Origin of the sequence: Methylosinus sp. KRF6, assembly GCF_018887255.1 — a bacterium.
Taxonomy (GTDB): Bacteria; Pseudomonadota; Alphaproteobacteria; order Rhizobiales; family Beijerinckiaceae; genus Methylosinus; species Methylosinus sporium.
This window is the reverse complement of record NZ_JAHLJF010000001.1, coordinates 3,402,806-3,423,702: the sequence shown is the minus strand read 5'-3', so window position 1 is coordinate 3,423,702 and position 20,897 is coordinate 3,402,806. Positions and strand designations below refer to the sequence as shown.

The following is a 20,897-nucleotide window of genomic DNA, read 5'->3' as shown; positions in this document are numbered from 1 at the left end:
CGTCGCTTCGCCGCGACATCGCCTTTCTTCTCCCCGCGAGAGGGGAGAAGAAGGAAACCGCTCTACACCCCTCTCTTACAGCGAATTGGGCGCGGGCTGCGCCCGCCCGCTCATTCGGCCGCCCTCTCCGCGAGCGCGCCGAAGCCCTGCGACGACACGGGCGGCGTCTCGACCAGCACGTCGCCCAGCTTGCGGCGGAACCACATCGCATAGAGCGCCGGCAGGAACAGCACCGTCAAAAAGGTCGCGACGAAGAGGCCGCCCATTATGGTGAGCGCCATCGGTCCCCAGAACAGCGAGCGCGTCAGCGGAATCATGCCGAGAATGGCGGCCATCGCGGTGAGCGCCACCGGCCGCACGCGGCGCACCGTGGCGCCGATGATGGCCTCGCGATAATTGGCGCCCTTGTCGAGATCCTGACGCACCTGATCGACCAGGATGATCGAGTTGCGCATGTCCATGCCGGAGAGCGCGATGAGGCCGAGCAGAGCGACGAAGCCGAAAGGCGCGCTCGCGAGATTGAGCGCCAGCGAGGAGCCGATGAGGCCGAGCGGCGCGCTCATCATCACGAGGCCGAGCCGCGTGAAATCCTGCAGCTGGAACATCACGATCACCAGCATGACGAGAATCATGACCGGCGCCACGGCGGCGATGGAGGAATTGGCCTTGGCGGACTCCTCGATGGCGCCGCCGATCTCGAGCCGATAGCCCGCCGGCAGATGCTCGCGAATCTCGGCGAGGCGCGGCCAAATGCGATTGGTGACGTCCGGCGCCTGCACGCCGTCCTTCACATCGGCGCGCACGGTGACGAGCATGTTGCGATTGCGCCGCCAGATGATCGGCTCCTCATGCTCATAGACGATCTTGGCGATCTGCGAGACCGGCACAGGCGCGCCGGCGCGCGTCAAGATCACAATGTCGTCGAGCCGCCCGAGATCGCCGCGCTCGCCGGGCGTGGCGCGGGCGATCACATCGACGCGGTCTATGCCGTCGCGCAGGCTGGTGATCGTCACGCCGGAGACCATCATCTGCAGGCGGTTCGCCACCTCCTGCGGCGTGAGGCCCATGACGCGCGCGCGGTCTTGATCGATGACGAGCCGCACCGCCGGCGTCTGCTCGTTCCATTGCAGATGCGGCTCGACGACGGCCTTGTCCTCGCGCATCACGTCGCGCACGCGATAGGCGACGGCGCGCACCTCCGCCGGATCGCGGCCGATGACGCGAAACTGCACCGGAAAGCCGACCGGCGGGCCGAAGTTGAAGCGATCGACGCGGGCGCGCGCCTGCGAGACGGCGCCATCCTCCAGCGCCTTGGACAGGCGGGCCTTCAGCCGCTCGCGCGCCTCGAGATCCTTGGCGACGATGACGATCTCCGCATAGGCCTCATTGGGCAGCGCCGGGCTGAGGCCGAGCCAGAAGCGTGGCGGACCACGGCCGATATAGCTCGTGTAATGGACCGCGTCCTCATCGCCCTTCAGCAGCTTCTCGGCCTCGTCCACCGCCGCGGCCGTCGCGAATATGGACGAGCCCTCCGGCATGCGCAGCTGGAAGAACAGCTCCGGCCGCTCGGAAATGGGGAAAAATTGCTTCTGCACATGGCCGAAGCCGAGGACGGCGGCGATGAAAATCCCGCCCGTGGCGCAGACGACGAGCAGGCGATTGTCGACGGCCCAGGTGATGAGCCGGCGCAGGCCGAGATAGAAGGGCGTCGAATAGATCGCATCGGGATCGTGATGCGCATGGCTGGAGAAATCCGGCAGCAGCTTCACGCCGAGATAGGGCGTGAACAGCACGGCGACGAACCAGGAGGCGACGAGCGCCACCGCCAGCACGAAGAACAGCGAGCCCGTATATTCGCCGGTCGAGGAGGCGGCGAAGCCGACCGGCATGAAGCCCGCGACCGTCACCAGAGTGCCGGTGAGCATGGGAAAGGCCGTGGATGTCCAGGCGAAGGTCGCCGCGCTGATGCGATCGGCGCCCTGCTCCATCTTCACTGTCATCATCTCGACGGCGATGATGGCGTCGTCGACCAGCAGGCCGAGCGCGATGATGAGCGCGCCGAGCGAGATGCGCTGAAGATCGACGCCAAAGGCGTTCATGAAGACGAAGACGACGGCGAGCACCAGCGGCGCCGACAGAGCGACGATGATTCCGGTGCGAAAGCCGAGCGAGACGAAGCTCACGAACAGCACGATGACCAGCGCCTCGACGAAGGAGCGCGTGAACTCGCCAACCGCATGGGAGACGACGGTCGGCTGATCGGCGATCTGCGTGATTTCTATGCCGACCGGCGTCTCGGCGCGAATCTCGGCCATTGTGGCCTCGAGATTCTCGCCCAAAGTGAGGACATTGCCGCCGCGCGCCATCACCGCGCCGACGACGATGGTCGGCTCGCCCTTGTAGCGCGCGATGAAATTGGGCGGGTCCTCATAGCCGGGAACGACATCGGCGACGTCGCCGAGGCGAAACACATGGCCGCTCGCCTCCACCGGCGTCGCGGCGATGGCCTCGGCGCCCTTCAGCGCGCCGGTCACGCGCAAGGGCACGCGATTGGCCGGCGTCTCGAAGACGCCGGAGGCGTTCACCGCATTCTGCTTGGCGAGCGATTCGAACAGCGCCTGCGGCGTGACGCCGAGATTGGCGAGCTTGGCCTGGCTGAACTCGACGAAGATCTTGCGATCCTGCACGCCATAGACATTCACCTTCACAATGTCCGTCGTCTCCAGCAAGCGCTGGCGGAACATCTCCACCACGCGATCGAGCTGGTGATAATCGGCGCCGGAGCCATGCACGGCGTAGAGCACGGCGTCGACGTCGCCGAATTCGTCATTGACGTCCGGGCCGATCACGCCCTGCGGCAGCTCTGGCTGAATGTCATGGAGCTTCTTGCGCAATTGATAGAAGAGGCTCGGCACTTGCGCGGGCGGCGTCGTGTCCTTGAACGTCACCTGCATGGCGAGGAAGCTCGGCTTCACATAGGTCTCGATCTTCTCGAGATAGGGAAGCTCCTGCAGCTTCTTCTCCAGTCGGTCGGCGACCTGATCGCGCATCTCGAGCGCGGTGACGCCCGGCCAGATCGCGGTGAGATTGGCGACCTTGATGGTGAAGGACGGGTCCTCGGCGCGGCCGAGGCGGAAATAGGAGAAGACCCCGGCGATGGCCACGGCCAGAATCAGCGCCAGAGTGAGCGTCTGACGCTTGACCGCCCAGAGCGAGAGATTGAAGCCCATCCGGCGCCTCACAGACTATCGGCGTCGACCGGACGCACACGCTGGCCGGGATCGAGCTTATGGGCGCCGAGCACGACCACGCGGTCGCCCTCGGCTACGCCGGCGGCGATGAGCGCCGTCTTGGCCTCGTAGCGCAGCACGGAGACGGGCGCGAGGGTGAGCTTGCCGCCCTCCTCCACCTTCCAGACGCTGGGGCCGGAACCCTGATCGAACAGAGCGGCGAGCGGGAGCGCCGCGGCGACGCCCTGATCCTTGCCGGCGAGCGTCAGCGTCGCGCTCATGCCGAGCCCGACCTTCTCATCGGCGCCGACGATCGAATAGCGCGCGGAGAAGGTGCGGGTGGCGGCGTCGGCGGAGGCGCCGAGCTCGCGCAGGCTGGCGCGATAGATCTTGCCCGGATCGGACCAGAGAAAGAGGCTCGCCTCCCCCGCTCCGGCGACGGAGGCGAATGCCTCCGGCAGAGCGACGACGGCCTCGAGCGCGCCGGCGCGAGCGACGCGCACCGCCGCCTGCCCCGCCGCGACCACCTGCCCCGGCTCGATGAAGGTCGCCGTCACTACGCCGCCCGAATCGGCGCGCAGCGAGGCGTAATCCAGCGCATTCTTGGCGAGCTCGACGGCCCGCAGCGCGCGCTGCTGGCGGCCGCGCGCCTCCTCGGCCTGGGCTTTCTGGCGATCGAGCGCCGCCTGCGCGGTCCAGCCGTCCTTGCGCAAGGTCTGCGCCCGGCGCTCGTCGGCGGCGGCCTGCTCCAGCGCCATGCGCGCGGCGGAGAGCTCCGCCTCGGCCTGCTCCTTCTGCAATCGCAGATCGGCCTCGTCCAGCACGGCCAGAAGATCGCCGGCCTTTACGGACTGCCCATTCTCGACGAGGCGGCGCACCACCTTGCCGGCGACGCGGAAGGATTGGTCGGTCTCGACGCGGGGACGGATGGCGGCGACGAATTGGCGCGTCGGCGCGCGCGGCGCGTAATGAACCGGCGCGACCAGCACGACCCGCGCCGGCCCGTCGGCCTTGCGGCCGCCGGAATTGTCGCAAGCCGACAGGAAGAGGAGAACGCATAACGCCGACGCAGACCGCAACAACGATCGACTATTCTTCATTGCGGCGAGTCTCCGCCAAAAAACGCCTGTCCTTACGCGTCGAATCGCACGCTTCGTGTCGGAAATCAAATATTGCCGGGCGTCGCCCGCGCCCCTCGGCGGCCCCGCGTGAAAGCGCAAGCGAAACAGCCGGAGCCGCCGCCGAGGCGAGGCGACGCGACGCTAGAGCGCCAGCATCTGGACGAGCCGTGTCGCTATGCGCTCGAGCGGCCCCTCCACCTCTATCGTGAGCCCTATATGAGCGTGGATGGCGACGGCCGCGGCAAAGAAGACGATCAGAGCCGGAGCGCCGATCGAGATCCGCGCGGGGACGAGGCCGAAGAACAAGCCGAAAGACGCCAAGCCTATGAAAAATCCGGCGAAAGCCTCCGGTTCCGTATGCGCGCCCTGCGCCACCCGGCCGATGGCGACGAGCGCCGCCACGGCCACGCAGAGGAGAGCGGCGAAAATTCCGGCCCATTTTTCGCGAACGCGCATGAAAATTGCGGAGAGCGGCAGGAAGAAGGCCGCCGCCAGCGCGGCGTGGCCGCTCGGGCTGTGAAGCGCCGGCGGGCCAAAGGCCATGGAGAGGATTTTGGCGAAGGTCGCCATGACGCCGCAGACCATGATGGCCGCGAGGAACGCGACGGCCGCGCGGCGATCGCCGGCGGCCCATAGCGCCGCGGCGAGGCCGACGCTCGCCGGCAGGACGAAGCCGGCGTCTCCGAAGACGACGACGATCGGGACGATGGGTTCGATCGATTGGAGAAGCACGCCTCGGTCCGTTCGCAACCAAAGTTCGAAAATGGACGCGAGCTCGGCCGCGGCCGACCTTCGCTTCGCGAATCACTCGCCGCAGAATAAGCGAAAGCGGACGGGAGCGATAAAGCCGCTCGCAATGCGAGAGAAGCCGCGGCTGCGACGGAGCTTGCCGGCGCCGGAGGCTTCATTCTATATGCCCGCCGCACTCTATATGCAGAGCGCACTCTCTATTCAGAGGGCACTTGCGCCGATGCAGGCCGATTACAATCTGAAGGGACGGTGAACAGCCGATGCGCGGCGGGCTGAAAATGCGAGCCGCCGAGGGATCGGCGACATACGGGCCGCTTCGGGACCCGATTTCGAATGAACGAAAGGAACGGCGATATGGCTAAAATCATCGGCATCGACCTCGGCACGACCAATTCCTGCGTGGCCGTCATGGAAGGGTCGAGCCCCAAGGTCATCGAGAACGCGGAAGGCGCGCGCACCACGCCGTCCATCGTCGCTTTCACAGAGGACGGAGAGCGTCTCGTCGGCCAGCCCGCCAAGCGCCAGGCGGTGACCAATCCGGAGCGCACCTTCTTCGCGATCAAGCGCCTCATCGGCCGTTCCTTCGAGGACCCGATGACCAAGAAGGACATCGGCCTCGTCCCCTATAAGATCGTCAAGGCCCCCAATGGCGACGCCTGGGTGCAGTCGGACGGCAAGCAATATTCGCCCTCGCAGATTTCCGCCTTCATCCTGCAGAAGATGAAGGAGACGGCCGAGGCCTATCTCGGCCAGACCGTGACGCAAGCGGTCATCACCGTTCCCGCTTACTTCAACGACGCTCAGCGCCAGGCCACCAAGGACGCCGGCAAGATCGCCGGCCTCGAGGTGATGCGCATCATCAACTAGCCGACGGCGGCGGCGCTCGCCTATGGCCTCGACAAGAAGGGCTCCGGCACGATCGCGGTCTATGACCTCGGCGGCGGCACTTTCGACGTCTCCATCCTGGAGATCGGCGACGGCGTGTTCGAGGTGAAGTCCACCAATGGCGACACCTTCCTGGGCGGCGAGGACTTCGACAGCCGCCTCGTCGAATATCTCGCGGGCGAGTTCAAAAAGGAGCAGGGCATCGACCTGACCAAGGACAAGCTCGCCCTGCAGCGCCTGAAGGAAGCTTCCGAAAAGGCGAAAATAGAGCTCTCCTCGGCGACGCAGACCGAGATCAACCTGCCCTATATCACTGCCGACTCCTCCGGCCCGAAGCATCTGACCCTGAAGCTGACGCGCGCCAAATTCGAGGCGCTGGTCGACGACCTCATCCAGCGCACGATCGAGCCCTGCCGCAAGGCGCTGAAGGACGCCGGCCTCTCGGCGGCCGAGATCGGCGAAGTGGTGCTCGTCGGCGGCATGACCCGTATGCCGAAAGTGCAGGAGGTGGTGAAGCAGTTCTTCGGCAAGGAGCCGCACAAGGGCGTCAATCCGGACGAGGTCGTCGCCATCGGCGCCGCGGTGCAGGCCGGCGTTCTGCAGGGCGATGTGAAGGACGTTCTGCTGCTCGATGTGACGCCTCTGTCGCTCGGCATCGAGACGCTGGGCGGCGTGTTCACGCGTCTCATCGACCGCAACACGACGATCCCCACCAAGAAGAGCCAGGTGTTCTCGACGGCCGAAGACAATCAGACCGCCGTCACCATTCGCGTCTTCCAGGGCGAGCGCGAAATGGCGCAGGACAATAAGCTGCTCGGCCAGTTCGATCTCGTCGGCATTCCGCCGGCGCCGCGCGGAATGCCGCAGATCGAGGTGACCTTCGACATCGACGCCAATGGCATCGTCAATGTGACGGCGAAGGACAAGGCCACCAATAAGGAGCAGCAGATCCGCATCCAGGCCTCTGGCGGCCTGTCGGACGCCGACATCGACAAGATGGTCAAGGACGCCGAGGCGCACGCGACCGAGGACAAGGCGCGTCGCGAGCTCGTCGACACCAAGAACCATGGCGAGGCCGCCGTGCATTCGGCCGAGAAGTCGCTGGCCGAGTTCGGCGACAAGGTTTCCGCCGCCGACAAGAGCGCGATCGAGGCCGCCATTGCGGCGCTGAAGACCGCGCTCGAGGGCGAGGACGCCGAGGCGATCAAGGCCAAGACCAATGAGCTGACCCAGGCTTCGATGAAGCTCGGCGAAGCGATGTACAAGGCCCAGCAGTCCGAAGGCGCCGCCCCGGCGGGCGAAACCCATGCGCAGGACGATGTCATCGACGCGGATTTCAAGGAAGTCGGCGGCGACGAGAAGAAGAAGTGAAGTAGACCGGTTCGCCGGAAGAAAAGGCGCCGCCGTCTCCCGCTCCTCGGGAGACGGCGGCGCCTTCGCGTCAGCGAGGGCGCATTCCTCCGCCAACATTCGCGACGCACAAAATTCGCGGCGCCCGACCCGGCCACCTACGAGCGGGAAAAAGACAGGCGGGAGCGAGCTTGGCGACGTCGCCTCACGGCCTGCCACGCTTTTCGCGCTGACAGTCAGATGCTGACGAACAGGTTGGAGGCGCAATTTCGCCGAGGCGCGAAAGACCCCAGCGGGTCCGGAAACACGACTTTGGCGCGTCCGTCAAACCGTGGTAACAAATTTTCCGAGTTCCTATATCGGCTGCGATCCTCGGCGCCTCCCGCCTGCAGGACGCCTTCCTCAACTCCTATCGACCGACCCCATGTCCAAACGCGACTTCTACGAGATTCTCGGCGTTTCCAAGACCTCGACCGACGTCGAGCTCAAGATCGCCTTTCGCAAGGCCGCGATGCAATATCATCCCGACCGCAATCCCGGCGACTCGGAGGCCGAGGCGCGCTTCAAGGAGGTCAACGAGGCCTATCAATGCCTCTCCGACACGCAGAAGCGCGCCGCCTATGACCGTTTCGGCCACGCCGCCTTCGAGCAAGGCGGCGGCGGTTTCGGCGGCGGCGACGGCTTCGCCGCCTCCATGGCCGATATTTTCGACGATCTCTTCGGCGAGGTGATGGGACGGCGCGGCGGTGGCCGCGGCTCCGCTCGCGAGCGCGGCTCGGACCTGCGCTACAATATGGAGATCACGCTGGAGGAGGCCTTCCACGGCAAGGCCGCGACTTTGAAGCTGCCGACCTCCGTCTCCTGCGAGGCTTGCGACGGGACCGGCGCCAAAAAGGGCTCCAAGCCCAAGACCTGCCCGACCTGCGCCGGCCATGGCCGCGTGCGGGCGCAGCAGGGCTTCTTCGCCATAGAGCGCACCTGCCCCACCTGCCAGGGCCGCGGCGAGGTGATCGACAATCCCTGCAGCGTCTGCTCGGGAACCGGCCGCGCCACCATAGAGCGCACGCTCTCCGTCAATGTGCCGCCCGGCGTCGAGGACGGCACGCGCATCCGCCTCGCCGGCGAGGGCGAGGCCGGGCTGCGCGGCGGCCCATCCGGCGATCTCTATATTTTCCTGTCGGTGAAGCCGCATACCTTCTTCCAGCGCGACGGCGCCGATCTCTATTGCCGCGTGCCGATCTCCATGGTGCGCGCGGCGCTCGGCGGCAAGATCACCGTGCATACGATCGACGGCGGCGAGACCGAGATCAAAATCCCCGAAGGCGCCCAAACAGGCAAGCAGATCAAGGTGAAAGCCAAGGGGATGCCGCTGCTGCGGGGGCGCGAATCGGGCGATCTCTATGTGCAGATCAGCGTCGAGACGCCGCAAAATCTCACCAAGCGCCAACGCGAGCTGCTCACCGAGTTCGAGGAGGAATCGTCCCACCAGACGCATCCCGAGGCCACCGGCTTCTTCGCCAAGATGAAAGAGCTGTTCGGCAAATGAGGCGGACGCCATTGACCGGGCGTGCGACCTCATACATGGTCGCGCGCGTTTGGAACGATCGAGGGGCTGTCTCAGCGTGTCACTGAATATCGAGCCACTGAAATCCGCTCTCGCCGATAATGCGCGCTTTCTGCGGTCCTGGATGGAAAATCCTCGCGGCGTCGGGGCCGTCTCGCCCTCGGGGCCTATGCTCGCCCGCGCCATGGCGAGCTATGTCGATCTCTCCCGCGAGGGGCCGATCGTCGAGCTCGGACCGGGCACCGGCCCGGTCACGCAGGCGCTGCTGGAGCATGGGGTTCCCGCCTCGCGCCTGCTGCTGGTCGAATATGAGACCGCGTTCTGCGATCTCCTGCGCCAGCGCTTTCCGGGCGTCGAGGTGGTGCAGGGCGACGCCTATTCGCTGAAGCAGACGCTCGCCGGCAAGGTCGAAGGGCCGATCTCCACGATCGTCTCGAGCCTGCCGCTGCTCAACCAGCCCGAATCGGACCGGCTGCGCCTGCTCGACCAGGGCTTCGAGATGATGGCGCCGGGCGGCATCATCATCCAGTTCACCTATGGCCTGTTCTCGCCCATGCCGCTGAAACGCCATCCGAACGGCTCCGCCTTCACGGCCGTGGGCTCGCAGGTCTGGGCGAATATTCCGCCAGCGCGCGTGTGGCGCTACGGCCGCAAGGCCGGCTGAGATGGCGAGCGGCGCGACGATCCCGGCGCGAGATCGCCTCATCGTCGCGCTGGACGTCGATAGCGTGGAGACGGCGCGCGCGCTCGTCGCGCGGCTCGGCGATTCGGTCTCCTTCTACAAGATCGGCATGGAGCTCGCCTATGGCGGCGGCCTGCCGCTGGTCGAGGAGCTGAAGGCCGGCGGCAAAAAAGTCTTCGTCGATCTGAAGCTGCACGACATCGGCCAGACGGTGGAGCGCGCGACGCGGCAGATCGCCCGGCTCGGCGCGGATTTCCTCACCATTCACGGCTTTCCGCAGACGATGCGCGCCGCCCGCCTGGGCGCGAGCGACCGCGGCCTGCGGCTGCTCGCCGTCACGGTGATGACCTCCTATGACGATTCCGATCTCGCCGAGGCCGGCTATTCCGTCGGCGTCGCCGAGCTGGTGTCACGCCGCGCTATTCAGGCGAAGGATGCGGGAATCGACGGGCTGATCCTGTCGCCGCAGGAAGTGGCGCCGATACGCGCTCTGGTCGGGCCGCGAATGGCGCTGGTGACGCCGGGCGTGCGCCCCGCCGGCGCAGCTCTCGGCGATCAGAAGCGCGTGATGACGCCGGGCGAGGCCATCGCCGCCGGGGCGGACCATCTCGTCGTCGGCCGACCGGTGACGCAGGCGCCCGACCCGCGCGCCGCCGCCGAACGAATCGTCGCGGAAATTTCCGCCGCTATGGGGGGGTGAGCGCGCCCTTCACAGCAGCGCCAGCTCCCGCAAATCCCGCTCGACCTGCTCTGGGCTCTCGAAGCGCGTCGCATGCATGCCGACAGCGCGGGCGCCCTCCACATTGGCCGCCGAATCATCGATGAAAATGCAGGCCGCCGGATCGAGCCCATAGCTCTCGAGCAGCAGCCGATAAATGGCGGCGTCGGGCTTCAGCAGCCCCACCCGCCCCGAGACGACGACGCCCGCGAAGCGCTGGAAAAAATCGAAGCGCGGGAATGTCTCCACATATTTCTCATCCGAGAAATTGGTGAGCGCATAGAGCGGCGTCCCGCGCGCGGCGAGCCGTTCCAGCAGCGCCACCGTGCCGGAGATCGGCCCGGCGATCATCTCGTCCCAGCGCGCGTCATAGGCGCGAATGAGATCGGCGAGATCGGGATAGAGCGCGATGCGCTCGGCCACCGCCTCGGCGAAGGGGCGGCCGCGATCCAATTCCAGATTCCAATCCGAGGTGCAGACCTCGCCGAGGAATCGCTCCATCGCCTGCGAATCGTCGAAAAGCTTGCGATAGAGGTAGCGGGGATTCCAATCGACCAGCACATTGCCGACATCGAAGACGACGGTGGTGACGTGGGATTTCACGAACATTCGGGGGCTCCAGGCTCGAGGCGAGCATATAGCGCCGGCCTGTGACGACAATTGGAGCGGAACGTTTCATTCCGGCGGCGCGCGCGCTATGACGAGGTCCGGTCCATGACCGGGAGCCCGCCTTGCGCATCGCCACTTGGAACGTCAATTCCGTCCGCCAGCGGCTGGAGCCGCTCACCGCCTATCTGCGCGAGGTCGCGCCGGACGTGCTGTGCCTGCAAGAGATCAAATGCGAGGACAAAGCCTTCCCGCGCGCCGAGATCGAGGATCTCGGCTATAATGTCGAGACGCATGGGCAAAAGACCTTCAACGGCGTCGCCATTCTGTCCAAGACGCCGATAGAGGTTGTGCGCGGCCTGCCGAAATTCGAGCATGATCCGCAGGCCCGCTACATAGAAGCCGTCGTCTCCACCGATCATGGCGCGCTGCGCGTCGCCAGCATCTATCTGCCCAATGGCAATCCGCCGGACACGGAAAAATACACCTATAAGCTCGCCTTCATGGACTGCCTCATCGCCCATGCGGCGAGCCTTCTGGCGCTGGAGGAGCCCGTGGTTCTGGCCGGCGACTATAATGTCATTCCCGCGGCCGGCGACGTCCATGACCCCAAAGCCTGGGCCGGCGACGCGCTGTTCCTGCCGCAGACGCGCGCCAAATTCCAGGAGCTGCTGAACCTCGGCTATACGGAGGCGCTGCGCGCCTCCACCGACGCCACCGGCCTCTACACATTCTGGGACTATCAGGCCGGCGCCTGGCAGAAGAACAATGGCATTCGCATCGACCATCTTCTGCTCTCGCCGCAGGCCGCTGACCGCTTGCAGAGCGTGACAATCGACAAGGAGCTGCGCGCCGGCGCGAAGCCCTCCGACCATGTGCCGATAAGATGCGAGCTGGAACGATGAGCGGCGGCACGAGGACCCCAGCCGCGGAGCTTCCCCCTCGAGCGCCGTCGAATGCGCCATCCTGCTCGCACCCGCGGCGTCATGGCCGGGCTTGTCCCGGCCACCCACGCCAGGAGGCCGAGGCGTCTAAAATGCTCAGCGGAACGTTGCCCCTCCGACGACGCCGGCCGTGGAATGAATCCGTGGATCGCGGGCGCTTTCCTTGGGTTTCGCAGCTGCTTGGCGTGGATGGCCGGGACGAGCCCGGCCATGACGGCCATTGTGTTTCGCGACGTGTGAAATCCCATAGCCCCTCGACGCGCGAAGCATGGAAGCTCACGCCATGACCGATGTCTGGTTCTACCATCTCCAGCGCCTCCCGCTGGAGAGCGCTCTGCCCAAGCTGCTCGAGCTGTCGCTGGCGCGCGACTGGCGGGTCGTGGTGCAGGCGACCAGCGCGCGGCGGCTGGAGGCGCTCGACGATCTGCTCTGGTCCTATGCGGGGGAGAGTTTTCTGCCGCATGGCTCGGCCAAGGACGATGATCCCGAGACGCAGCCGATCTTCCTCACCATCGGCGCGGACAATCCCAATCGCGCCCATGTCCGCTTCTTCGTCGAAAATGCGGAGCTCTCCCCCGTGCTCGCCGACTCTGCGAGCGCGCCGGAAGCGCGCGCAATACTCATGTTCGACGGCAATGACGAAGCGGCGGTGCAGGCCGCGCGCGCGCAATGGCGGCAGCTGAAGACGGAAGGCCACACGCTCTCCTACTGGCGCCAGAGCGAGGAAGGCAAATGGGAGAAGCAGGCGTGACCGAAGAGTTTTTCGCGCGCCGCGCCGCCGCGCGCGCCCGTCTCGACGAGATCGACCCACATAAGAGGCCCGGCGGCGTCGAGGCCGATCCGCAGCGCAAGGATTGGTTCGAGGCCGTCTATCGCCTCGCCGAGGGCGACGCCGCCGGCGTGCCATGGGCGCATCTCGCGCCGCATCCGCTGCTCGCCGACTGGCTCGCGACCCGACGCCTCGACGGTCTGCGCGCGCTCGATGTCGGCTGCGGGCTCGGCGACAACGCCGAGGCGCTCGCCGCCGCCGGCGCGAATGTGACCGCCTTCGACCTCGTCGGGGACGCCGTCGCCTGGGCGAAGCGCCGCTTTCCGCAGAGCGACGTCGATTATCGCGCCGCCGATCTCTTCGCCGCGCCGGAGGAATGGCGCGGCGGCTTCGATCTCGTCCATGAGTGCTACACGCTGCAAGCCCTGCCCGACACGCTGCTGGATAGAGCGGCGGAGGCGCTCGCCGGCCTCGTCGCGCCGGGCGGATTGCTGCTGGTCATCGCCCGCGCCCGCGACGAGGGCCAGGAGATCGGCGGCCCGCCCTGGCCGCTGCCGCCGAGCCGCATGGAAGCGCTCGCCGTGGGCGGCTTGCGTTGCGAGACGCTCGAGGATATTTCCGCGACGAACGCCATGGTCCGCCATTGGCGCGCGGCCTTCCGCCGGGACGGCTGACGGCAATCGGCGAGCCTTTTCGGCTCGCGCCTTCGATCCGAGAACAGGAGCGAAATGACCGACGCGCCGCTACTCTCGATCAAAGGCGCGTCCAAGCGCTTCGGCGCGATCGCGGCGCTCGAGGACGTGTCGCTCGAGGTGGGCGCCGGCGAGTTTTTCGCGCTGCTCGGCCCCTCTGGCTGCGGCAAGACAACGCTGATGCGCCTCGTCGCCGGCTTCGAGACCTTGGACGCCGGCCGCATCGAGATCGGCGGCGCCGATATGAGCGGCGCGCCGCCGCATCGGCGGCCGGTCAATCTCATGTTCCAATCCTACGCGCTGTTTCCGCATCTCTCGGTGTTCGAGAACATCGCCTTCGGCCTGCGCCGGCAGGGCAAGGGCAGAGCGGAGATCGCCGCCCGCGTCGCCGAGTTGCTGCAGATCGTGCGGCTCGAGGGCGTCGAGGAGCGCCGGCCGGACCTTCTCTCCGGCGGCCAACGCCAGCGCGTGGCGCTCGCGAGAGCCCTCGCGCCCGGCCCGCGGCTGCTGCTGCTCGACGAGCCCTTGGGCGCGCTCGATCGGCAATTGCGCGAGGAGACGCAATTCCAGATCAAGGAAATCCAGCGCCGGCTGAAGACGAGCTTCGTCGTCGTCACGCACGATCAAGACGAGGCGCTGGTGATGGCCGATCGCATCGCTGTGATGCGCGCCGGTCGCATAGAGCAGATCGGCGCGCCGACAGAGGTCTATGAGCGCCCCGCGACGCGCTTCGTCGCCAGCTTCATCGGCCAGATGAATTTCCTCGAGGGCCACATCGAGAAGGGCGCCTTCGTCGGCCCCTTCGGCCGTCTGCCGGCGGAAGGCGGCGGTCTCTCGCAAGGCGCGAAAGCCGTGCTCGCCGTGCGGCCAGAGCGGATCGCCATCGCGCCGGCGACGCAAGAAAACGCAGGCTTGGACGGCGTGGTGGAAGACGTCGCCTTTCGCGGCGAGACGACGCATTTCCGCCTGCGCCTTTCCGGCGGGGGGACCTTGCGCGTCTCGCGCGGCGCGAACAGCGGCGCGCCTTTTTGCGTCGGCGATGCGGCGCGCATCTCCATCGCGCCCGAGGCCGGGCGCATTTTCGCGAGCGAATGATGCAGGAGGGCGGCAAAAGACGCAGGCTCACGCGCGGCGAGATGCTGGTCATCGCCGCGCCCTATGCCTGGATCGCGCTATTCTTCCTCGCGCCCTTCGCGCTGATCGTCAAAATCTCGCTGTCGCGTCCGGCGCAGGCGCGCCCGCCCTATGAGCCTGTCTTCGACGGCGCCGGCCTCGCCGGCTTTTTCGAGAAGCTCTCGCAGCTCGGCCTCGACGCCTATCGCGGCCTCGCCGAGGATTCGCTCTATCTCGATTCCTATCTCTCCTCGCTGACCATCGCCGGCGTCGCGACGCTGGTCTGCCTTCTCATCGCCTATCCTTTCGCGCTCGCCATAGCGCGCGCGCCGCGCCGCTTGCGCCCCGTGCTCATCGGCTTCGCCGTCGCGCCCTTTTGGACGAGCTTTCTGATCCGCGTCTACGCCTGGATCACGCTGCTGAAGGACGAAGGGATCATCAATCACGCATTGATGGCGCTCGGCCTCATCGACGCGCCGGTCCCGATGTTCGCGACCAGCGGCGCGGTGGTCGTCGGCATCGTCTATTCCTATCTGCCCTTCATGCTGCTGCCGCTCTATGCGGCGATCGAGAGGCAGGACGCGTCGCTACGCGAGGCCGCCGCCGATCTCCGCGCGACGCCTCTCCAAGTCTTTCTGCATGTCACTCTGCCGCTGTCGCGCCGCGGAATCATCGCCGGCGCGCTGCTCGTCTTCATTCCCTCGGTCGGCGAGTTCGTCATTCCCGATCTGCTCGGCGGCTCCGACACGCTGATGATCGGCCGCACGCTCTGGAATGATTTCTTCGCCAATCGCGATTGGCCGGCGGCCTCCGCCACGGCGGTGGCGCTGCTGGCGCTGCTGCTCGTCCCCATTCTTCTCTATGAGCGCGCGCAATTGCGCGAGGGCGCGGGATGAGCGGCGCGCGTCTTCTGCGCCTCGCCGCGCTTTTGTTCGGCTTCGGCTTTCTCTATGGGCCGATCGTCATATTGGCGACGATGAGCTTCAACGCCTCGCGGCTTGTGACAGTGTGGGGCGGCTTCTCCACCAAATGGTACGCCGCCCTCCTCTATGACGAGCAAATGTTGCGCGCCGCGCAGATCAGCCTCTCCGCCGCTGCGCTCTCCGCGCTCATCGCGACGCTCAACGGATTGCTGGCGGCGCTGGCGCTGGCGCGTTTCGGCGGCTTCCGCTCGCGCACGCTCTTCGCGGGCTCCATCTATGCGCCGCTGGTGATGCCGGAAGTGGTGCTCGGCCTCGGCCTGCTGCTGGTCTTCGTCGCTTTCGGCGTCGAGCGCGGCTTTCTCACCCTCGTGCTGGCGCACGCATCTTTTACAATGTGCTTCGCCACTGTGATGATCCACGCCGCGCTGAAAGGCTGCGACCGCACGCTCGAGGAGGCGGCGATGGATCTCGGCGCGACGCCGGTCCGCGCCTTCGCGCTCGTCACTCTGCCTCTGATCGCGCCCTCCGTCGTCAGCGCCTATCTCCTCGCCTTCATCATCTCGCTCGACGATCTCGTGATCGCGAGCTTCACCACCGGCCCCGGCGCCACCACCTTGCCGATGCGCATCTACTCGCAAGTGCGGCTCGGCGTCTCGCCGGAGGTCAACGCCATTTCGACGCTGCTGCTCGGCTTCGTGGCCGTCGCGCTCGGCCTTTCGGCGCTAATCACGCGCGGGCGCGCCAAGGGAGGCGGGGCCGGGTGAAGGTCGATCTTCACGCCGTCGCGCTTTTCCTCGCGTTTTCTTGAATGAGATCGAACACACGCCGCGCATCGTCGATCATCAGAAATTGCGGCGTAGGATCGAGCGCGGGCGTCAAATCCGTCCAGCCTCGGTTTCCCCATATGGGTGCCGGGGCGCCGAAGCGGATGGAGCCGCTTCCGTCGATGCGCTCATTCAAATCGACCGCCGGCAGCCGGTCGAGCGCGAGCGCCGTGAATCGTCCGAAAGGCTCCGGTCGCATGATCAAAATGCGCAAGTTCGTGACGGCATAGCGCATATCGCTCCTGAGCCAAGAGTCGAACAGGAATCTACCGACGACGAAATAGAGCCCCATGCAAACAAAGAAGCCGCCCACGGCAATGAAGAACCAGGGCGCGTTCATCTGGCTGGCGGAAATCGTCCAAAACACTGCGAATCCACACCAGAGCAGGCTGAAGGGGATTTGAAAAACGTCGCGATTACGCAGCGACAGACCGCGAGCCGGCTGGCCCGACCAGAGAACACGCTCGCCGTCGAGCAGGCGATTTGAGAAATATTCGTCAGTCATGTGCGCCACTTCGAAACCGAGGATGGACGCCGCGTTTTATAGCAGAAGCGCTCGGTTGCCGTCACCGTCGACGAGTGGCTCGAGACGACCCTCACCGCTCCTTCGCCGCCCCACCCTCCGGCTCCACGCGCGGCAGCAGCGGCGCGGCGGCGCCCGAGCGCTTGATCAGCGCGGCGGCGTCCGGCGCGAAGACGGGATCGTCCCAAGCGCCGGAGAGATCGAAGCCGATCTGCACGCCCTTCTCGCGCGGCTTGCCGGCGGCGTCGGCCTCATTGGCCTGCGCCTTCATCGCGAGGCTGCGCTCCGGGATGCGCGCCTGGCCGGCGAAGGCCAGCGCGAAGCCCGGCCCATGCGCTTGGCCATCCTCTATATTCGCGGTTCCCTTGACGATTTTGATGGTCGCGCTGGCGCGATCCACCAGCGAGTGACCGGAGCGAATGTCCATCGCGCTCGACAAGGGCCGCTTGTCGATGCGGCGCAGCGCGCGCTCCAGGTCTATGCCGTCGACCTCGCCCTCGCTCAGCGTGAGGGTGGCGCGGCCGTCGAGATCGCGCATGAGCTGCGCGACGCTGTCGCCAGTGGCGTCGAGCGTGAAATTGGCGTCCAGCGCGCCGCCGAGATCGGGCCGCGCGGCGGCGTCCCAGGCGAGCGCGCCGGCGTCGACGCCGGTCAGCTGCGCATTGGCGTGGAATTCCAGCGCGCCCGCCGCATTGGCGGCGAAAATGGCGCGGCCCTTCACGGTTCCCTTATAAGCCGCCGCCTCGGCGAGAGCGAGCTCGAGCCGGCCGCCGCGCAGCAGCAGCGACAGAGCGGCGTCCTCGAGATTGAGCCGCAGAACGCGGGCGCGCGTCGCCGAAAGGCGCAGATCGACATCGGCGTTCTGAATATCCGGCAAAACGAAAGCGTCGCGGCTCCACTGGCCGTCGGCGCCGGAGAGCGGCGGCAGATCGGCGACCATCGGCTTCAGCGACACGTAATTGCTGGCGAGCGTCGCATGGACGATCGGCTTGTCGCCCTCGTGGCGCAGCCCGAAGGAGCCCTCGAACTCATTGTCGTCGGCCGAGAGCTTCAGATCGGTGAGCTGGAAATCGCGCAGGCCGACGCTGGCTTTGGCGGAAAGCTGGACATTCTCGAAAGGCCCGGGCAGCGGCGCGCTCACATTGGCGAGGGCGAGCGCATGGCGCAGCGAGGGCGAGGAGGCGGTGAGCCGCCCCATAAAGCGGGGCTTGGGGCCGAGCTGGCCGAAGCCCTCCGCCTCCGCCCGCAAGCTGTCGGAATCGAGCCGCACGGTGACCGCCGTTTGCTCGCCACGCAGAAGGGCGCCGGGCTTGAGCACCCACAGCGTGCCGCGCGGTCGCTCGCCGCGCCAGGAGAAGGCGAGGTCGAGCGTCGCGGGCGAGCCGACCGTGCGCCAGTCGAGACTGGCCTCTATGTCGCGCAGTGTCTCTTCGCCGCCGGCATATTTGACATGGGCCGCGCCGGAAACGATGGCGACGCCGCCGAGCCGGGCGCGATCGGCCTTTTCCGCCGCGGCAGTCGAGGGCCGCGCCGCCGCCGCGCGCACGGCGGCGCCTGCCGCGCTCATCGGCTTGCGGTCGAGATCGATCTCGATGGCGGGGCGAACGAGCTCTATGTCGGCGATCTCGAGACGGCCGGCGAGCAGCGGCAGCAGCAGCACATTGCCGTGCAATCGCTCCGCCTCGATGGTGAGCGCCGCGGTCGGGTCCGCGAAGGCGATGCCGTCTATGGTGATGTGCGGACGGGGGAGGACCGAGAAGGTCGAGCGCCCCTTGGCGGCGATGAAGAGACCAGCGGAGGAATTGAGCTGGCCGGAAATCTCCTCGAGCAGAGCGCTGGTGGAGAAGGTCCAGGGCGCGAGGGCCGCGCCGAGCGCCACCGTCACGACGGCGCCCATCACGATCAGCCAGCGCCGGGAAAGGCGCGCGAAAGGCAGGCGGCGGCCGAGGCTCGAGGGTTTCGATCCTTCGATTTCGCGCATTGGGCCGGTCGAGTGCGACATTCCATCGTCCATGCAGAAAGAGGCGGGGCAGAAAGAGGCGGGCCGGGCCGCACGGTCGCGCGCGACGGAGCGCGCTTCTTTCGAAAGGGCGGCCGCGCCGACAGGCCCGCGCGCCAATAGCGCGCGAGGCCGGACCATGGCGGCAAAGGGCGGCGAGATCGTGGCGGCGCGCGCCCTTCAGTATTTGCGCAGAAGGCTGACCAGACGACCCTGGATGCGGACGCGATCGGGCCCGAAAATGCGCGTCTCATAAGCCGGATTGGCGGCCTCTAGCGCTATTGACGCGCCGCGCTTGCGCAGGCGCTTCAATGTCGCCTCCTCGTCGTCGATGAGGGCGACGACGATATCGCCGGTGTCGGCGCTGTCCTGCTTGCGCACCACGACGACGTCGCCGTCGAGAATGCCGGCCTCGATCATCGAATCGCCACGCACCTCGAGCGCGAAATGCTCGCCGCCACCGAGCATATCCGGCGGCAGGCTGATGGTGTGGCTGCGATTCTGCAGCGCGGAGATGGGCGTGCCCGCGGCGATGCGGCCCATGACCGGGATCGCCACCTGCTGATCGGACTCGGGCTCGCCGGCCGGGACGGGCCGCACGCGGCCGAGCGCGCCCTCTATGACCGAGGGCGAGAATTTGCCGCCGCGCGCGGCGACGCGGGGCGTCGCCGATTCAGGGAGGCGCAGCACCTCGAGCGCGCGGGCGCGATTGGGCAGGCGGCGGATGAAGCCGCGCTCCTCGAGCGCGAGAATGAGCCGGTGAATGCCGGATTTGGAGCGCAGATCGAGCGCGTCCTTCATCTCGTCGAAGGAGGGCGGCACGCCCGTCTCCTTCAGCCGCTCATGGATGAAGCGCAGCAAATCGCTCTGTTTCTTGGTCAGCATAGGAGCCCCCCGGCGCCGCCCCGCCTGCGGCGCGCTTCCACTTATGTTGGCGCGGCTTCATAAACAAATCATGAACACGACATTATGCGTTCGCCCTGCGTTCCGCAAGTGGACATTGCGCTCGTCCCGTACTCGCCACTTCTCACGGGAGGCGCTATAAGGATTGGAGCGGCCATCGCTATTTGAGCGCGCCGGACATCGATATTTGGAAATCCATGTCAGCAAAGCTAGTAAATTCAGATATATAGATGAGGCAGATTGAGGAACCGATTGAGGAACCATCATTCGGGAATGCTGCGGGCCGTAAAGGTTTGAAATAAGGCGCTATTTACCGTTCGGATTGAGGAACCGCTCGTCTGGCGGGCCATCGCTTGAGGAACCAATTGAGGAACCTTGTTCGACACGAATGACCCCCGTAAGCTCGCCCGCGCTCATGAACTTGCCGTCGTAGGCCCGCTGGACCAACGAGATTAGATCATCTTCGGTCAGCTGGTGCTTTGCCTCAGATTGCACACGGCTTACTATTTTTTCAAGAAGCTCTTGCTCATTTGCGATCAAATACGAAACAATTGCATTTATGGAGTGCGGAGAGGATGAGTTAAAAGCGACTCCAACGGCATGGAGATATGCAATCCTCGTCACAGAAAGCACAACGCTGTTGCCCTCGATAGTGTCTGTGCGGACGCTATCGAACCTTATACCGCTAAGCTCCTCTATTACCTTAAGCTTTTTCTTTGGTATTTCTTCACGAAGTCGCCAACTCGCGATAGTGCTTTTTCCAACACCAAGGCGAGCGGCCAAATCTGCATCCCGGTCGGTGCCGAGCGCCAATTTGACTTTTTCCAAAAAGGTGGCGGTGGAGTTCTTCAGCATGGCCTTGACACGATAGCGAAACGCAATCAGATTGCATTTTGACCTCAAATACGAAGTCGGATGCAATCCATGGTTCCGTCTCCCGAACTCCTCATTCGCGTTCGAGCCGCCTTTGTAGAACAGGGCGGTTCATTTGCGAAATGGTGCCGTGAAAATCGGATATCACGCCAATGGGCGACGGCCGCGCTCACCGGGGGAAGGGACGGGCCGGCCGCAAGGTCACTGCGCACACGCATTCTCGAAGCAGTTTCCTTGAAGGCAGCTTGATATGAGCGCCGATTGGCTCGACTCGAACGGGTTCGCGGACCTTTGCGGGATCACACCCCGCGCGGCTCGCAAGGCGCTCGGACGGGCCAAAGCTGGCAAGCCGTATCTTGGGAAGGTGCTAGAGGTCCGCGAAATCCCCGGACGAGGCGGGCGAAAGGGAACAAATTTCCAAGTCCGCG

General features: G+C 66.0%; 17 protein-coding genes and 1 pseudogene. 11 read left to right on the top strand and 7 right to left on the bottom strand.

Annotated features, from left to right (window positions below):
- Nucleotides 1-110 precede the first annotated feature (110 nt).
- From KP010_RS16130 to KP010_RS16120, 3 genes are all read right to left on the bottom strand, one after another.
- Entirely contained in the window at nucleotides 111-3,230 is a 3,120-nt protein-coding gene (locus KP010_RS16130) for an efflux RND transporter permease subunit (RefSeq protein WP_142861418.1), read from the bottom strand.
- Between the two features lie 8 nt (nucleotides 3,231-3,238).
- On the bottom strand, nucleotides 3,239-4,330 hold the full coding sequence (locus KP010_RS16125; protein WP_142861419.1) for an efflux RND transporter periplasmic adaptor subunit: 1,092 nt from the start codon (nucleotides 4,328-4,330) through the stop codon (nucleotides 3,239-3,241).
- 162 nt (nucleotides 4,331-4,492) lie between these two features.
- A complete protein-coding gene (locus tag KP010_RS16120; RefSeq protein ID WP_142861420.1) occupies nucleotides 4,493-5,083 on the bottom strand; it encodes a phosphatase PAP2 family protein in 591 nt (196 codons plus the stop codon).
- A 372-nt stretch (nucleotides 5,084-5,455) separates the two neighbouring features.
- Here KP010_RS16120 and dnaK point away from each other — a divergent pair.
- From dnaK to pyrF, 4 genes and pseudogenes are all read left to right on the top strand, one after another.
- Nucleotides 5,456-7,357, top strand: a pseudogene (gene dnaK, locus KP010_RS16115) (molecular chaperone DnaK).
- Nucleotides 7,358-7,760: 403 nt separating this feature from the next.
- Nucleotides 7,761-8,882, top strand: a complete 1,122-nt coding sequence (gene dnaJ, locus KP010_RS16110) for a molecular chaperone DnaJ (RefSeq protein ID WP_142861422.1) — start codon at nucleotides 7,761-7,763, stop codon at nucleotides 8,880-8,882.
- A gap of 76 nt (nucleotides 8,883-8,958) precedes the next feature.
- Entirely contained in the window at nucleotides 8,959-9,564 is a 606-nt protein-coding gene (locus KP010_RS16105; RefSeq protein WP_142861423.1) for a class I SAM-dependent methyltransferase, read from the top strand.
- 1 nt (nucleotide 9,565) lies between these two features.
- Nucleotides 9,566-10,282: an orotidine-5'-phosphate decarboxylase gene (gene pyrF / locus KP010_RS16100; protein WP_142861424.1), complete on the top strand. Its 717-nt coding sequence runs from the start codon at nucleotides 9,566-9,568 to the stop codon at nucleotides 10,280-10,282.
- A 9-nt stretch (nucleotides 10,283-10,291) separates the two neighbouring features.
- Here pyrF and KP010_RS16095 read toward each other — a convergent pair whose 3' ends face one another.
- Nucleotides 10,292-10,909, bottom strand: coding sequence for an HAD family phosphatase (locus KP010_RS16095; protein WP_142861425.1), 618 nt, complete (start codon nucleotides 10,907-10,909; stop codon nucleotides 10,292-10,294).
- A gap of 122 nt (nucleotides 10,910-11,031) precedes the next feature.
- Here KP010_RS16095 and xth point away from each other — a divergent pair, with 122 nt between their 5' ends.
- The 7 genes from xth to KP010_RS16060 all read left to right on the top strand — a co-directional run bounded on the left by xth (nucleotide 11,032) and on the right by KP010_RS16060 (nucleotide 16,658).
- Nucleotides 11,032-11,811: an exodeoxyribonuclease III gene (gene xth, locus KP010_RS16090; RefSeq protein WP_142861426.1), complete on the top strand. Its 780-nt coding sequence runs from the start codon at nucleotides 11,032-11,034 to the stop codon at nucleotides 11,809-11,811.
- Between the two features lie 322 nt (nucleotides 11,812-12,133).
- Nucleotides 12,134-12,601: a DNA polymerase III subunit chi gene (locus KP010_RS16085; protein ID WP_142861427.1), complete on the top strand. Its 468-nt coding sequence runs from the start codon at nucleotides 12,134-12,136 to the stop codon at nucleotides 12,599-12,601.
- Nucleotides 12,583-13,293, top strand: coding sequence for a bifunctional 2-polyprenyl-6-hydroxyphenol methylase/3-demethylubiquinol 3-O-methyltransferase UbiG (locus KP010_RS16080; protein WP_142861428.1), 711 nt, complete (start codon nucleotides 12,583-12,585; stop codon nucleotides 13,291-13,293). The genes KP010_RS16085 and KP010_RS16080 overlap by 19 nt, the downstream gene beginning before the upstream one ends.
- Before the next feature lie 54 nt (nucleotides 13,294-13,347).
- A complete protein-coding gene (locus KP010_RS16075; RefSeq protein WP_142861429.1) occupies nucleotides 13,348-14,406 on the top strand; it encodes an ABC transporter ATP-binding protein in 1,059 nt (352 codons plus the stop codon).
- The gene (locus tag KP010_RS16070) at nucleotides 14,403-15,320 is read left to right on the top strand and encodes an ABC transporter permease subunit (protein WP_142861430.1); all 918 of its coding nucleotides are present in this window, start codon (nucleotides 14,403-14,405) and stop codon (nucleotides 15,318-15,320) included. Before KP010_RS16075 ends, KP010_RS16070 begins: the two co-directional genes overlap by 4 nt.
- Nucleotides 15,317-16,111: an ABC transporter permease subunit gene (locus KP010_RS16065; protein ID WP_142861431.1), complete on the top strand. Its 795-nt coding sequence runs from the start codon at nucleotides 15,317-15,319 to the stop codon at nucleotides 16,109-16,111. Before KP010_RS16070 ends, KP010_RS16065 begins: the two co-directional genes overlap by 4 nt.
- Before the next feature lie 40 nt (nucleotides 16,112-16,151).
- Nucleotides 16,152-16,658, top strand: coding sequence for a hypothetical protein (locus KP010_RS16060; RefSeq protein ID WP_185966373.1), 507 nt, complete (start codon nucleotides 16,152-16,154; stop codon nucleotides 16,656-16,658).
- Nucleotides 16,659-16,767: 109 nt separating this feature from the next.
- Here KP010_RS16060 and KP010_RS16055 read toward each other — a convergent pair whose 3' ends face one another.
- From KP010_RS16055 to KP010_RS16045, 3 genes are all read right to left on the bottom strand, one after another.
- Nucleotides 16,768-18,675 (bottom strand): AsmA family protein, encoded by a 1,908-nt coding sequence (locus tag KP010_RS16055; RefSeq protein WP_142861433.1) that lies wholly within the window; start codon nucleotides 18,673-18,675, stop codon nucleotides 16,768-16,770.
- Between the two features lie 198 nt (nucleotides 18,676-18,873).
- Nucleotides 18,874-19,578, bottom strand: coding sequence for a transcriptional repressor LexA (lexA, locus tag KP010_RS16050; protein WP_024878951.1), 705 nt, complete (start codon nucleotides 19,576-19,578; stop codon nucleotides 18,874-18,876).
- 324 nt (nucleotides 19,579-19,902) lie between these two features.
- Nucleotides 19,903-20,451 carry a helix-turn-helix domain-containing protein gene (locus tag KP010_RS16045; RefSeq protein WP_216281188.1) on the bottom strand — a complete coding sequence of 183 codons (549 nt, stop codon included), beginning with the start codon at nucleotides 20,449-20,451 and terminating at the stop codon, nucleotides 19,903-19,905.
- Nucleotides 20,452-20,897 lie beyond the last annotated feature (446 nt).